Source organism: Kordiimonas sp. SCSIO 12610 (assembly GCF_024398015.1).
Classification (GTDB): Bacteria; Pseudomonadota; Alphaproteobacteria; order Sphingomonadales; family Kordiimonadaceae; genus CANLMI01.
The window spans coordinates 1,719,408-1,734,868 of the sequence record NZ_CP073747.1 but is presented as its reverse complement, the minus strand read 5'-3'; the positions used below and the strand labels follow the sequence as shown (position 1 = coordinate 1,734,868).

11 protein-coding genes are annotated in these 15,461 nt (G+C 47.8%); 8 read left to right on the top strand and 3 right to left on the bottom strand.

Features of this window, described 5'->3' with window-relative positions:
• Nucleotides 1-164: 164 nt before the first annotated feature.
• From KFF44_RS07985 to KFF44_RS07975, 3 genes are all read left to right on the top strand, one after another.
• A complete protein-coding gene (locus KFF44_RS07985) occupies nucleotides 165-572 on the top strand; it encodes a DoxX family membrane protein (RefSeq protein WP_255938761.1) in 408 nt (135 codons plus the stop codon).
• Between the two features lie 26 nt (nucleotides 573-598).
• Nucleotides 599-1,462 carry an alpha/beta fold hydrolase gene (locus tag KFF44_RS07980; RefSeq protein ID WP_255938760.1) on the top strand — a complete coding sequence of 288 codons (864 nt, stop codon included), beginning with the start codon at nucleotides 599-601 and terminating at the stop codon, nucleotides 1,460-1,462.
• Nucleotides 1,463-1,596: 134 nt separating this feature from the next.
• Entirely contained in the window at nucleotides 1,597-2,823 is a 1,227-nt protein-coding gene (locus tag KFF44_RS07975) for a threonine ammonia-lyase (protein WP_255938758.1), read from the top strand.
• 91 nt (nucleotides 2,824-2,914) lie between these two features.
• Here the strand turns inward: KFF44_RS07975 and KFF44_RS07970 are convergent, their stop codons facing one another.
• From KFF44_RS07970 to KFF44_RS07960, 3 genes are all read right to left on the bottom strand, one after another.
• Complete coding sequence (locus KFF44_RS07970) at nucleotides 2,915-6,019, bottom strand: efflux RND transporter permease subunit (RefSeq protein ID WP_255938757.1); 3,105 nt, start codon at nucleotides 6,017-6,019, stop codon at nucleotides 2,915-2,917.
• 2 nt (nucleotides 6,020-6,021) lie between these two features.
• A complete protein-coding gene (locus tag KFF44_RS07965) occupies nucleotides 6,022-7,110 on the bottom strand; it encodes an efflux RND transporter periplasmic adaptor subunit (protein WP_255938755.1) in 1,089 nt (362 codons plus the stop codon).
• Between the two features lie 247 nt (nucleotides 7,111-7,357).
• On the bottom strand, nucleotides 7,358-8,230 hold the full coding sequence (locus KFF44_RS07960; RefSeq protein WP_255938753.1) for a LysR family transcriptional regulator: 873 nt from the start codon (nucleotides 8,228-8,230) through the stop codon (nucleotides 7,358-7,360).
• A gap of 117 nt (nucleotides 8,231-8,347) precedes the next feature.
• Here KFF44_RS07960 and KFF44_RS07955 point away from each other — a divergent pair, with 117 nt between their 5' ends.
• The 5 genes from KFF44_RS07955 to KFF44_RS07935 all read left to right on the top strand — a co-directional run bounded on the left by KFF44_RS07955 (nucleotide 8,348) and on the right by KFF44_RS07935 (nucleotide 15,398).
• Nucleotides 8,348-9,955 (top strand): carboxyl transferase domain-containing protein, encoded by a 1,608-nt coding sequence (locus tag KFF44_RS07955; protein ID WP_255938751.1) that lies wholly within the window; start codon nucleotides 8,348-8,350, stop codon nucleotides 9,953-9,955.
• Nucleotides 9,956-9,966: 11 nt separating this feature from the next.
• Nucleotides 9,967-10,761, top strand: a complete 795-nt coding sequence (locus KFF44_RS07950; RefSeq protein ID WP_255938749.1) for an enoyl-CoA hydratase/isomerase family protein — start codon at nucleotides 9,967-9,969, stop codon at nucleotides 10,759-10,761.
• Nucleotides 10,761-12,764, top strand: a complete 2,004-nt coding sequence (locus KFF44_RS07945) for an acetyl/propionyl/methylcrotonyl-CoA carboxylase subunit alpha (RefSeq protein ID WP_255938747.1) — start codon at nucleotides 10,761-10,763, stop codon at nucleotides 12,762-12,764. Before KFF44_RS07950 ends, KFF44_RS07945 begins: the two co-directional genes overlap by 1 nt.
• 59 nt (nucleotides 12,765-12,823) lie before the next feature.
• Nucleotides 12,824-13,990 carry an isovaleryl-CoA dehydrogenase gene (locus KFF44_RS07940; RefSeq protein WP_305118794.1) on the top strand — a complete coding sequence of 389 codons (1,167 nt, stop codon included), beginning with the start codon at nucleotides 12,824-12,826 and terminating at the stop codon, nucleotides 13,988-13,990.
• A gap of 292 nt (nucleotides 13,991-14,282) precedes the next feature.
• Nucleotides 14,283-15,398 (top strand): Glu/Leu/Phe/Val dehydrogenase, encoded by a 1,116-nt coding sequence (locus tag KFF44_RS07935; protein WP_370691128.1) that lies wholly within the window; start codon nucleotides 14,283-14,285, stop codon nucleotides 15,396-15,398.
• The last annotated feature ends 63 nt before the right edge of the window (nucleotides 15,399-15,461 follow it).

Here is a 15,461-nt window from a genome sequence, read left to right as displayed (position 1 = left end):
TCAATCTGTTTCATTCGTAGTGATGAAACATAGTTAGTAAAATTGCGCTGTGTGTAGACCAAAAAGACTTGAATCACAACTCTGTTAAAAGATTGACGCACGATTTAGCACCCCATAGGGTTCATTTTAATTGATAGGATTAAATCAGATCACTAAGGGGAAAAATGATGAAAGCATGGTCACTGTTACTGCTGAGGTTTTCGACGGGGTCGTACCTTATAATATGGGGGCTAATAAAACTTGCTGCCAAGGACAAAGCGGTTGGCGTTTCCAATAAATATTATGACGGCATTATCAACGGTGACATCGCGAACTATGGTCTTGGTATTCTGGAAATGCTAATCGGCCTTTTGGTTGTATTGGGCCTATTCCGCAAATATACGTATCCATTACAAGCACTGATCTATTTTGTCGGCTTAGCTGCTATCGCACCCTATATTATCGACCCATTTGGTTTTTATATCGCCAGTGAGCAAAAAGTTACCTTTTACCCATCAACAACACTCTTTTTTGCAAGTCTGGTCATGATCGCATTTAAATCAGATGACACACGCGTTTTAGAAAAATCATAACATTATACAATTGATAAGAGGATATTATGCCAGACTTTACACACGAGTATTTCACAAACAGTGATGGCCTGAAACTTCATTACCGGGACTATAATACAGCCGGCGGCGACGCCCCTGTTGTTTTGTGTATGCCGGGCCTAACGCGCACATCCAATGACTTTGCACATGTCGCAGATAGCCTGAAGGCCAAATGCAGGGTTATCTGCCTCGACAAGCGCGGCAGAGGCCTCTCTGAATGGGATAGCGATCCCGCGCGTTATCACCCCGGAACGTATGTCGCTGACGCGCTTGAATTGCTGAACCATCTTGGCCAAAAAAGTGTCCATGCAATCGGAACTTCCATGGGGGGATTGATGACAATCCTGATGCAAGCGGCACAACCCGGTGTAATTAAATCAGCCGTGATCAATGATATCGGCCCAGAGGTTGACCCGGAAGGCATCAAACGTATCCAGAACAATATTGGTACCACGCCTGAATTAAAGACATGGGAAGATGCGGAACAGTATGTGGAGAAAACGGCAAAGCATATTTTCCCTTACTTTAATGATGATGACTGGAAATGGTTTACCCGCATTACTTATATTGAAGAAGACGGCCAGATAAAATCCAACTATGATCCAGCCATTACGCAGAATTTTAATAGTGTTTCGGCAGAACAATCAATGCCAGATATGTGGCCTGTATTTGAAGGGCTAAAGTCTGTTCCTGTGTTAATCATCCGCGGTGAAACTTCGGACCTCCTAATGCAATCAACATTGGAGCGTATGGAAAGCGAATATCCCTTACTGACCGGTGTAACCGTACCCCAAGCTGGTCACGCCCCTATGCTGCATGAAAAGGAAGCCGCTGACGCAATTGCAAGCTTTGCCAACAAGAATTACACGTAATATTATATGCACACCAGGTAATATTATTACCATTTTTCATATTTATTCATAATATATGAAATGAAATATGGACATTATCGTTCTTATATGCCAATTAAGCGATAATTTTGGTAATAATATTATTTGGTCGCAGAATGCTTAAAGAAAAAAACAATACAATCGTTAGCCCTGATGATGTCAGGCAAGCTGCCGAAAATATAAAAGGGTCGGTATCCCGCACCCCGATGACGCTTTCACGCACACTCAGTGAAATTACCGGTACTGAATGCTATCTAAAATTTGAGATTTTCCAGTTCACGGCGGCCTACAAGGAACGTGGTGCCTTAAACAGGCTACTTGCCATCAAGGATGATACAAACGGCATTATTGCAATGTCTGCGGGCAATCACGCGCAAGGGGTAAGCTATCACGCCAGCCGCCTCGGTATCCCCGCGACGATTATCATGCCAGAAGGAACCCCCTTCAATAAGGTCAAACGCACAGAAGAACTGGGGGCTGAGGTTGTTTTAACGGGAACGACGCTTGAGGAGTCCACAGCCGCAGCCCTTAACCTTGCAGAAGAAAAGTCACTGACTTTCGTTCACCCCTTTGATGACCCCCTCGTCATTGCAGGCCAAGGCACCGTTGGCCTTGAAATGCTGGAAGACGTTCCAGACCTTGATACCTTAATCGTGCCGATCGGTGGTGGCGGTTTAATTTCCGGTATCTCGACGATTGCGAAGGATATGAAGCCCAATATTGAAATCATTGGCGTCCAGACCGAGGCCTTCCCATCCATGAAGGAAGCCATGGACGGCACGAACCTTCAAGGCAACAACATCACAGTCGCAGAAGGCATTGCCGTCAAAACCCCCGGCGCTAAAACGCAGGAAATTGTTAAAGAGCTGGTTGATGATATTCTGATTGTAAGCGAACGACGAATTGAATCTGCGCTTGTTCTGATGATGGAAGTCGAAAAAGTTGTCATCGAAGGAGCGGCGGCGATCAGCCTCGCTGCATTGATGGAATATCCTGATCGCTTCAAAGGCAAAAAGGTCGGTATTGTGCTTACCGGTGGTAATATCGACTCTCGACTACTTGCAAGCGCGATCATGCGCGGTATGGCCCGTGACGGCAGGTTATCACGGCTTCGTATCTCCATGGTTGATGTGCCTGGCAGCCTGGCGAAAGTAACCGAAATTGTTGCTAAAATCGGTAACAATGTCATTGAAATGCGCCACCAGCGCGAATTCGGCGCCCTATCGCTGAAACAAACAGAAATGGAACTGGTGGTTGAAAGCAAAGATGATGCTCATGCAAACAAACTGCTGAACGCGCTAGAGGCAGAAGGCTTCACCGTTTCCTTTGCACAAACGGTGTAAGCGAGGCACAGATAAAATATTGGCACAAAAACAAAAGGCCCCGCAGAATACAAACTGCGGGACCTTTTAATATTATAAATACACTACCGAATTATTCAGCAGGTACACCTGCTTTTTCCTTCTCTTCAAAGTCTTCTAGCTGAGACGCTACATGACCAGGAGATTTCGTATATTTCGCTAGCATATCGTAGAAAACGGGCACGATAAACAACGTAAAGAAGGTCGCAACAATCACACCGCCGAACACGACAACGCCAATTGTCTGACGGCTCGCAGACCCTGCACCAGATGCCAACATCAATGGAAGTGCGCCAATCGCTGTTGAAATACCCGTCATCATAATCGGGCGCAGCCGTGTTTTTGAAGCATCCATTAAGGCCGTTCTTACATCCATGCCTTCATCGCGGAGCTGGTTTGCAAACTCGACAATCAAAATGCCGTTTTTGGCAGCCAAACCGATCAACATGATCATCCCAAGCTGACTATAGATATTAAGCGTGCTGCCCCACATATACAGACCAAGCAACCCACCGAATACTGCAAGTGGTACCGTTAACATGATAACAAACGGGTGGATGAAGCTTTCGAATTGTGCTGCCAAAATCAGGAACACAACCACAAGCGCAAGTGCAAAGATGAAGTAAATATCATCGCCGGCTTCTAAAAATTCGCGCGTCGCACCCTTATAATCAATTGTTGTGACATCCGGTATCGCATCCCGTGTCATTTGCTCAACATCAGCAATCACTTGTCCGAGTGTGTAACCAGGGGCAACATTACCACTGATCGTCAGTGCACGAACACGGTTAAAGCGGCGCAGCGCACCAGCACCGGAAACTTCTTCTACTGTAACAAGGTTACTCAGCGGAATTAACTGACCAGTCACCGAAGACGTCACATGAATATTCGTCATATCTAGCGGTTGCTGACGATCTTCCTTTTCAGCTTGAAGAATAACATCATATTCCTCGCCGCCACGCTCAAACGTTGTTACGCGACGTCCGCCCATCATCGTCTCGAGCGTACTACCAATTGTCTGGATAGAGACACCAATATCAGACGCACGCTTGCGATCAATTTTTACATTAAATTGAGGCTGGGTTTCACGGTAATCCGCATCAACGTTAACAAGGCCTGGATAATTCCCAAGTTCTTCAAGCATCACTTGCTTGTAGCGACCAAGGTCGTCATAGGTATCACCACCAATTACGAACTGAAACGCTTCCGAGCCCCCGCCCCGCTGACCAAGACCAGACCGTTGGAATGGAATAACGCGCATACCAGGAACATTCTGCGAGAACTTACCGCGCAGTTCATTTGCAATTTCACCAGCAGAACGTTCACGCTCCTCCCAAGGGGGAAGTATAACAAAGCCAAAGCCACCACTTCCATCAACACGCAGGAGAACACGCTCTACCTCACCAGATTCAACAAGTGGCAAGACCTGTTGTTCCGCGATCAGTGCTTGCTCGCGCATAAATTCAAAGCTAGCGCCCTGTGGCCCCTGCACGCGCATAATGAAGCTACTGCGATCTTCTGTTGGTGCAAGTTCCTGAGGGATTTTTGACTGAATGCCGTAAATAAGCACAAAGAACACAAGGAAACATGCGGAAATCAAAAGCTTATTGTCGATACAAACTTCCAACAAGCGGCCATACCCATCTTGTAGTCGGGTGAATCCGCGATCCAGTTTCTTCGAAAACTCAGGTTTCTTGTTACGACGACGAACCAGAATAGAACACATCATCGGGCTAAGGCTAAGCGCAACTAGGCTTGAAAAGGCAATCGCCGCTGTCATCGTCACGGCTAGTTCACCAAAGATGCGGCCAATATTACCAGATAGGAATGAAATCGGCACAAAAACACCGATCAATACAAGTGTTGTCGCGATAACAGCAAATCCAACCTGCTTAGCGCCCCTGTAGGCTGCAACGAGGCCAGGCTCGCCTTCCTCAACACGGCGGTAAATATTCTCCAGAACCACAATCGCATCATCAACGACCAAGCCAATCGCCAAAACGAGGGCTAAAAGCGTAATCAAGTTAATGCTGACACCAGCAAGGTTTAAAACCCAAAAGCTTGCAATGATGCATACGGGTACCGTGACAGCAGGAACCAATACGGTTTTCAGATTGCCGAGGAATAAGTATAAAACAAGGACAACAAGCCCCATCGCGACAGCGAGTGTGAAATATACTTCATCAATCGCTTTTTCGATAAAGATTGAACTGTCGAAGGACGTTTCAATCGTCATACTTTCCGGTAGTGTTTGCTTGATCTTTTCAATCTCAGCTTTCGCGCCCTGCGCAACCGATAAGGTATTCGCTGTTGATTGTTTCACAATCCCAATCCCTATCACCGGGACGCCGTTACCACGGAACTGAGTTTGCTCGCGCTCTGCACCCAGTTCAACACGACCAACATCACCAAGGCGAACAAAATTGCCGTCGCTATCTTCGCGGATCACAATTTCATTAAATTCTTGCGGCTGTGTGTATTCACGGTTTACCCGAACAATTGTGTCACGTTTTATAGATTCGATCCGACCCGCCGGTAGCTCAATATTTTCAGCACGAAGCGCCCGTTCGATATCCGCAACAGCAACACCCCGCGCTGCCATCGCCTGACGGTCAAGATGAATACGAATAGCATAGCGTTGGCGGCCAAAAATACGAACACCAGCTACACCATCAACCACCGACACCCGGTCTACAATATTTCGTTCAGCAAAATCAGTTAGCTGCAACAAATCCATAACCGGGCTGGTTAGGACAAAAAACATAATGGGGCGCGTGTCCCCGTCTGCCTTGGAAACCTCGGGCGGATCTACCTCTTCCGGGAGGTTGTTCAAAATCCTGCTGACACGGTCACGAACGTCATTTGCTGCGGCATCAATATCCCGTTCTAATGTAAATTCAATATTTACGTTAGAGCGGCCATCGCTACTTGTTGAATCGATCGTTTTAATACCCGGGACACCAGCGATACTGCCTTCAACAATTTGCGTTATGCGTGTTTCAACAATAGCTGCGTTCGCGCCTGGGTAATTGGTTTGAATAGAAACCACCGGCGGATCAACGTCTGGCAATTCTCTTACCGACAGTTCCTGAAATGAGATAAGCCCGAAAGCAATAAGAAGGAGGCTAAGGACTGTCGCGAAAACCGGGCGTTTTACGGAAACATCAGATAATAACATGCTTAGTTCCCCCGACTTGCAGATGGTTGCTGTTCATCAGTTTCACCGAGGACACGGACCTTGATACCTTGCCGCCCTAGGCGCAGTGTACCCTCTGTCACGACACGGTCGCCTTCGTTAACACCGCTTAGGACCTCAACATATCCTGGGCGTCTGAGGCCGAGTTCCACTTTTTTCCTGACTGATGTGCCATTTTCAACAACGAAAACAAAATTCTCGCCGCCTGTTGGAATAACAGCTTCTTCCGGCAAGGACAGACCTTGCCAAACCCGGCTAACAACCTCAACTTCCATAAGCATGCCAGGTTTGATCGCGTGATCATTGTTTGGCACTTCCGCGCGCACAATTACCGAACGCGTTGCTGGGTCGATACGACTATCAATTGATTTTACCGTTCCTTCGAACATACGGCCCGGGTATGCTTCCACTGTAGCCGTAACAGATTGTCCAACGCCAAGTGTCGCAACAAAGCGCTCTGGAACTGCAAAGTCGAGATTGATGCTATCGATATCGTCAAGTGTTGTAATTTCTGTGGTTGGTGAAATCAAAGATCCAGCACTGATTTGACGAAGGCCAAGAACGCCATCGAACGGCGCCCTGATCAAGCGATCAGCCATTCTGGCCTGTAAAGCCTCCAAGCGCGATTGAACTTCATCAACGCGGCGTTGCTGAGTATCCAAAGTCGCTCCTGACGCGTTACCGCGGTCAACCAATTCTTTCGTTCTTATATATTGCTGTCGCGCTTCAAGAACATTTGCCTGAGCTTCCCTGAGTTGCGCGTTTTCTTCCTCGCTCACAAGGGTGACAAGAATATCACCCCGCTTAACGATTTGCCCATCATCAAAGTGGACTTCACGAACAATTTCTGAAACAGGCGAGGATAGCGTGATGGACTCGCGGGCATTCGCGGTACCTAACGCTTCAACAATATCACTGAAGGTTCTAAGGCCAATTGCCTCTACACCGACAGTTACCGCACCGCGTCCAAACCGGCCACGCCCTGATTGTTCTTCACCACCATAGAGCAACCATGCGGACGCTCCGATCAATGAAAATAGAACTATAATTATTATTATTCGCCCTCGACCCATTAGGCTTTCCTTTTCAAATCAACTGTACCCGGCAACTTAGTGTACTGACACAAGCTTTGCACGGCACTAACAATTGCGCTCTCTTTACCGAATAAGCTTTTATAAACAATAAATAATCGGCAGAATGTGCGTCACAAGCGATCAAAAATACGTGACACTTTCCCTATTTTTAGACCGCAGCGAGTCATTGATACGACCCAACCCCATCTAAACCTTTGTATTTATTACGTCTAAACGCAGGTTTAGATTAATTTCCCCAAAATTCGGTTGTAAAGCGTTCAAGTCGTGCTGCAACTTCCTGCGATTTATCGGCCAACTGATATCTTGGTCGTAAAAGTGCCAGTTCACGGCTGTTATTAAATCCCGTTAGGTCGAAAGCCGTTACGCGGTCATCAACAAAGCTCTCTGGAACCAGCGTGCCCCCAAGCCCAGCCGCTACCATTGCCACAGCACGAGCGTCATTTGCTGTTCGGTACACCAGACGTGGGCGAATATTACTGTCCGTAAAATATCTACTGGTTTCGCTTAGGACCTCGCACCGACTACGAACAATCATATTTTCTTCGCGTAAGTCACTCGCAGACAATTCAGAACGTCCGTTCAATGTATGCTCTTTAGGTAAAATAAAGACATAATTTTCACGTCGTAACGGGATCGCCTCTTCAAGGTTGTCACTACGCTTTAGTGACAAAGCATAATCTATGCTTCGCTCGTCCAAGCGGTTTAAAAGCTCTTGCTCGGTACCATCAAAAACTTCAATCGTAATATCGGGTTCAAACTTTTTGTATTCGAGCAAAAATTCACCGACCCGTCTGTGCGCTAAGGTTATTAGCAACCCTAGCCTTAAAACCGGTTTGTCTTCGCTACCTTCGATGGCCTGCATGGCTAGGTTACATTCATGCATAATCGCCTTGGCACGCGGCAAAAACCGCGTTCCCGCATCGGTTAGAAAAACACGGCGATTTGTCCGCTCAAAAAGAGGCTGCCCAATTTGGCTTTCCAACTTTTTGATACCGGCGGACAAGGTTGGCTGCGTTACGAACGCACGCTCTGCCGCGCGGGTGAAATTGCCTGTTTCTACAACAGCAATGAAATAGCGAAGGAGGTATAAATCTATCATAGACAATATCTATCATTTGTATTTTTGACTTCGATTTTACCAATAGCAAATTAGCGAATATTATGCGATCAAATTTTCATTAATGCTGTTGAACGCTACGGAAAGGTGATCTTCTTTATGCCAGTTCTTTCAACATCGATTGATAGTTCAAGTGATGAGTTTGCGGCGAACAAAGCGCAAATCGATTCTGTTGTTGACGACTTAAAGTCGAAAATTCGCGACATTTCAAAGGGCGGACCAGAACGCGCCCGCGAAAAACACCTCAGCCGCGGCAAGCTTTTACCACGTGATCGTGTAACGCAACTGCTTGATCCCGGAACAGCATTTCTGGAATTATCCCAACTGGCAGCTTACGATATGTATGACGCCGATATCGCAGCCGGCGGCGTCATCACTGGCATTGGCCGCGTTTCCGGCATTGAGTGTATGATCGTATGTAATGATGCAACGGTAAAGGGTGGCACCTATTATCCTGTCACGGTGAAGAAGCACCTTCGCGCACAGGAAATAGCAGAAGAAAATAATCTGCCTTGTATATACCTCGTCGACAGTGGCGGCGCGAACCTTCCCAATCAGGATGATGTTTTTCCTGACAGGGATCATTTTGGTCGCATTTTCTATAACCAAGCAAATATGTCTGCCAAAGGCATTCCTCAAATCGCTGTTGTTATGGGAAGCTGCACCGCGGGCGGCGCCTATGTACCCGCAATGGCTGATGAGAGTATCATTGTTCAAAACCAGGGAACAATCTTCCTCGGTGGACCGCCACTTGTGAAAGCAGCAACAGGTGAGGTTGTTAGCGCAGAAGACCTCGGCGGCGGTGACGTGCATGCCCGCACCTCAGGCGTTGTGGACCACTTGGCACGCGACGACGCACATGCACTTTCAATCGCGCGCGACATCGTTGCAAACCTGAACCGCAATAAGAAATTCCCGGTTAAAGTGCGTGAAAGCATAGCGCCAAAGTATGCACCAGAGGACATCGCAGGTGTTATCCCTGCTGACGTTCGCCAGCCCTACGATGTGCGTGAGATCATCGCTCGGATCGTTGATGGCAGCGAGTTTGAAGAGTTTAAGAAACTATACGGTGAAACGCTTGTCTGCGGCTTCGCCCATATTCATGGCTTCCCTGTTGGGATTGTCGCGAACAATGGTGTCCTATTCTCCGAGAGCGCGCTTAAGGGCGCTCATTTCGTCGAGCTTTGTGCACAGCGCGGTATTCCGCTTGTCTTCCTCCAGAACATCACTGGGTTTATGGTAGGCCGCAAATATGAAAACGGCGGTATCGCCCGCGATGGTGCCAAAATGGTAACGGCCGTCGCCTGCGCAAACGTTCCCAAATTCACTATTCTTATTGGCGGTAGCTTCGGTGCTGGTAACTACGGCATGTGTGGTCGTGCTTATCAGCCACGTTTCTTATGGATGTGGCCAAACGCCCGTATTTCAGTAATGGGCGGCGAGCAGGCAGCAGGTGTTCTCTCTACCGTTAAGCGTGACGGGATGGAAGCGCGCGGCGAAGATTGGAGCGTTGAAGATGAAGAAAAATTCAAGGCACCAATCCGTGAAATGTACGAACATCAAGGCCACCCATATTATGCGAGTGCGCGCCTGTGGGATGACGGTGTGATCGACCCTGCTGACACCCGACGGGTACTCGGCCTCGCGCTATCAGCAACAATGAACGCCCCAATCGAGCCGACGAAGTTCGGCGTCTTTAGAATGTAGAGGACAGAACCATGACTGATCCTATCATTTTAACAGATATTGACGAGAATGGTGTTGCAACCGTTACCATCAACCGCCCTGACGTTCATAATGCCTTTAACGAACATGTAATCTCGGCACTTGATAACGCTTTCAAATCACTCGGTGATAATGAGGCGGTAAGGGTTATTGTGATTACAGGTGCAGGTAAAAGCTTTTCGGCGGGTGCGGACCTGAACTGGATGAAGGCAGCTGCCGAGTTTTCACGCGAAGAAAACATCGCTGATGCCAATGGTCTCTCGGGTATGCTCGCCACATTGAATTTCTGCCCAAAACCAACGATCGCGCTCGTGAACGGTGCGGCGTTTGGCGGCGGGGTTGGGCTCGTGTCATGCTGTGATATCGCGATTGCAGTTGGAGGCGCAAAATTCTCACTCTCGGAAGTGAAACTTGGCCTGACACCAGCAACCATTTCCCCTTATGTGATTGCAGCGATCGGCGAACGCGCCGCCCGCAGGTATTTCCTGACCGCAGAACGGTTTGACGGCTTAGAAGCAAAACGTATTGGTCTGGTGCATGAAACCGCACCTTCGATCGAAGAAGCCTCAGCCCTTGTTGATGGCCTTGTGACTACAATGCTTGCGAACGCACCAGAAGCGCAAGCAGAAGCCAAGGACCTGATTTTCGCTGTTTCGGGCAAAGAAATCACCGACGACCTTCGTGCTGATACCGCTCGCCGGATTGCAGAACGCCGTGCAAGCGTTGAAGCCAAAGAGGGATTGACTGCATTCCTGGAAAAACGCCGCCCAAAGTGGAGTATCGGATAATGAACAAACCTATTCGTAAAGTCCTTATTGCCAACCGCGGTGAAATCGCATGCCGGGTTATCAGAACCTGCCGCAACCAGGGCATTAAAACCGTTGCTGTTTATTCGGAAGTTGATGCGAACGCACAGCATGTAATACAGGCTGATGAAGCTGTCATGATTGGCGCTGCGGCCGCTAGCGAGAGCTACTTGGTCCATGACAAAATCATTGATGCCGCAAAACGTACGGGCGCGGATGCCATTCATCCGGGTTATGGTTTCCTTTCTGAGAATCCCGAATTTGCTGAACGCTGCGAAAGAGAAGGCATTATCTTTACCGGACCATCAGCCGCTTCCATGCGGGCGATGGCGCTTAAGGGTGCTGCCAAGAAACTAATGGAAGACGCGGATGTGCCCGTTGTTCCCGGCTATCACGGCAATGATCAGTCGTTGGAGACAATGACGAAAGAGGCAGAACGGATTGGATACCCGATCCTTATTAAAGCGGTTGCTGGCGGCGGCGGTAAAGGCATGCGTATGGTTTATGCAGCCGACGAGCTTGAAGCAGCGATTGAAGCAGCAAAACGCGAGGGCCAAAATTCATTCGGTAACGCAGATATTCTGATTGAAAAACTCATTCAAAAGCCACGTCATATCGAACTGCAGGTGTTTGGAGACAGCCATGGTAACGCCGTTCACTTGTTTGAACGCGATTGCTCACTACAGCGTCGTCACCAAAAGGTTGTTGAGGAAGCCCCTGCCCCTGGCATGAGCGACGAAATGCGCCAAGCGATGGGTGAAGCAGCAGTTAAGGCTGCGAAAGCGATCAATTATGTGGGTGCGGGTACCGTCGAGTTTATCGTTGATGTTGCGAACGGTCTTGATAATGCCCCCTTCTATTTCATGGAAATGAATACGCGTTTGCAGGTCGAACACCCAGTAACCGAATTAATTACGCATCAGGACCTGGTCGACTGGCAAATCCGCATCGCGGAAGGTCATGAAATTCCCTTTGATCAGGATGATATCAATAGTTTCGTTTCTGGTCATGCGGTGGAAGTGCGTTTATACGCAGAAGATCCTTACAATAACTTTAGCCCTGCCATTGGTACGCTTTCGGTTTTCGATCCATATGCGTTAGAAAACGAAGACCAGCGGATTGATACAGGCGTTATTGCTGGTGATGACGTGAGCATTCATTATGATCCAATGATTGCCAAATTGATCGCTTACGGCGACGACCGCGAGAGCGCGATCGATAATCTGATTTCGCTGATTAACACGACCCCTGTTACTGGGCTGACGACAAATCGTGATTTCCTGATCAGCGCCCTTGACCACGATAGTTTTAGAGCGGGTGATCTTTATACAGGTTTTATCGAGGATTTCAGTGATACACTCCTCAGTAAACCTGCACCCTCATCAAATGATTATTTGCTGGCGGCCCTAAGTACCCTTGCAAGCCGCTCGATCATGACTGACGATCCTTGGTCAATTCAGGATAGTTTCAGGGTTAACCTACCTAAGACTGAAACCCTCACCTTTATTGACGGTGAAGACATTAAAACCGCGTCGATTGAAGCGGTTGGTGATGCCTTTAAAATAACAGTTGATGAACACACATCGAACGTATCTGTTCTCAGTTTTGAAGATAACCTGCTCACCTTTGAGCTTGATGGTCTTCGCTCATCTATTTTCGCAGATGTGCAAAATGATCAGGTTACTTTAGTCGGCAGGTACACACAAACTATCAAACGTTTCCTCGCAGAAACCGCTGGTAGTGATGACGCTGATGGACCAGGTGCAATCACGGCACCAATGCCGGGCAAAATTTTAGAGATCAAAACATCAAATGGTGCATCCGTAGAAAAAGGCGACGCACTTATTGTGATGGAAGCCATGAAAATGGAACAAACATTAAAGGCACCGCGTGCAGGCATTGTTGAAGGCCTGAACATGAAAGCAAATGATCAAGTCAGCGACGGAGCAATCTTGCTGACAATTAATGACGTCACAGAAGAGTAAAGAGTAATAACGCTGCATGGATTTTGGGCATGATATGCAGCACTATTGGAGAGAGAAGAATGCTGGAGTTTCCTCATCTAAAATTTAATCACGGCGAAGAAATTGATATGCTCCGTGATATGGTATCAAAATTTGCCGCAGAAGAAATTGCACCTCGCGCGGCCGAGATTGATGCCACGAATGTATTCCCTATGGACCTATGGCAGAAAATGGGTGAACTTGGCCTTCTCGGCCTCACAGTTGCAGAGGAATACGGCGGTGCGGGCATGGGCTACCTTGCACACACAATCGCGATTGAGGAAATCAGCCGCGCTTCTGCGTCTGTCGCTCTTAGTTACGGCGCGCACTCTAATCTCTGCGTGAACCAGATTTATCGCAATGCAAGCCACGAGCAAAAAGAGAAATACCTGCCAAAATTGATCAGCGGCGAACACGTGGGTGCGCTCGCCATGTCGGAGCCTGGGGCTGGATCTGATGTTGTTTCGATGAAACTTCGCGCAGAAAAACGCAATGACGGCTTCGTTCTTAACGGTAACAAAATGTGGATCACGAACGGCCCTGACGCTGATGTTCTCGTTGTTTATGCCAAAACGAACATGGAAGCACACCAGCACGGCATTACCGCATTCCTTATAGAAAAAGGCATGAAGGGTTTCTCTACCGCTCAAAAGCTAGATAAACTTGGCATGCGTGGCTCCAACACATGTGAGCTTGTTTTCGAAGATTGCTTTGTTCCTTTTGAAAATATGATGGGCGAAGAAGGCGATGGTGTTCGTATTCTGATGTCTGGCCTTGATTATGAACGTCTTGTGCTCTGCGGTGGTCCGCTAGGAATTATGCGTGCGTGCCTTGATACGGTTATCCCTTACGTTCATGAGCGCAAGCAATTCGGTAAATCGATCGGCACTTTCCAACTCATGCAGGGCAAACTTGCTGACATGTATGCAACATGGGGCGCTTGCCGGTCTTATGTTTACTCGGTTGCAGAAGCGGCTGACCGCGGTGAAACAACACGCAAGGATGCGGCCGGCTGTATTTTATACTCGGCTGAAAAAGCAACGTGGATGGCCGGCGAATCCATTCAAGCGCTTGGCGGCAATGGATATATCAACGAATATGATACTGGTCGCTTCTGGCGCGATGCAAAACTCTATGAAATCGGTGCAGGTACGAGCGAAATTCGCCGTATGCTAATTGGACGCGAACTTTTCAAAGAAACCGCATAGAGACTCAGAAATTACACGAAAACATACCGGATTTTGACGAGAGAATTTACCAAATCCCCTCTCGTCACATTCGTTCAACATGCCCTCAAACAATTACATGAATATTTTTTTTCAAATTTTGTAATTATATTACTAAATTGCGCAATATTCGAAAGCTCATTTCGCACATTTTCTGAGATACTCGCCAGCATCTTATCAGATTATATGCATACTGTTCGAAATCAAACCGAACGCAAATGGGGACGTAATAATTTGATTAGCGTGTCAACGGGACAGTAAGAGAGGAAATTTCATGCCCGTCTTTGATTCAAGAAGCTTCATGAACCACGAACAAGTGGTCTTTTGTAGTGATCAGGCAACAGGCCTTAAAGCTATCATTGCAGTTCATTCAACAGCACTCGGCCCTGCCACAGGCGGCACCCGTTTTTGGGATTATGCTGCAACGCACAGCGGTGCCCCAACAGATGTTGCTATCTCGCGCGGCGAACAGGATGCTGTTTATGACGTACTCCGCTTATCACGTGGCATGAGTTATAAAAATGCTATGGCAGGCCTAAGACTTGGCGGCGGTAAGTCTGTAATTATTGGCGACCCGAAAAAACTGGGAAATGCCGAACTCATGCATGCTTTTGGACGCTACATTAATCGTCTTGGTGGTTCATATTACGCTGCTGAGGACGTTGGAACGTCCCCTGACATGCTTCAGGCTGCTGCAAGCGAAACAGACTATGTTTGTGGCCTTGAAGGTGGTGAATTCGGTACTGGTGATCCATCACCTCATACTGCACTCGGTGTCTTTGAAGGTATTAAGGCCGCTGTCGAGCACCGTCTTGGCAAAACTGACCTGAATGGAATTAAAGTTGCTGTTCAGGGCCTTGGTCATGTTGGTCAATATCTCGTCAATCATCTTCGCGGTGCTGGCGCTGAAATTATTGTAACCGATATCGTTGATGCAAATATCCAGGCTGTTCTTGACGGCGGTGCTGCAACAGTTGTTAAGCCAGATGCTATTCATGCTGTAGACTGTGATGTATTTGCTCCGTGCGCACTTGGCGGTGGTATCAATCCGGCGACAATTCCAGACATCAAAGCGACTATCGTTGCTGGTGCTGCTAACAACCAACTTGAGCGCGAAGGTGTAGAAGACGAAGATCTTCGCAAGCGTGGTATTCTTTACGCGCCTGATTATGTAATCAATGCGGGCGGTATTATTTCTGTTGAGTCAGAAGTTTACAAAGAACGCCTTGATGATGCAGCGCGCGAAGCCAAAGTCCTTCGTATCGGCGATACACTTAAACGTATCTTTGAGACAAGCGACCGCGAAGAACGCCCAACAGGTATTATCGCGAACGAAATGGCAGAAGACATTATTGCGCGCGCAAGCGAAGCAAAACTTGCTGCTGAATAAGCAAGCTAAATTATAATCAAAAGCCCTGTTGTCAATTGATAACAGGGCTTTTTTAATACATTA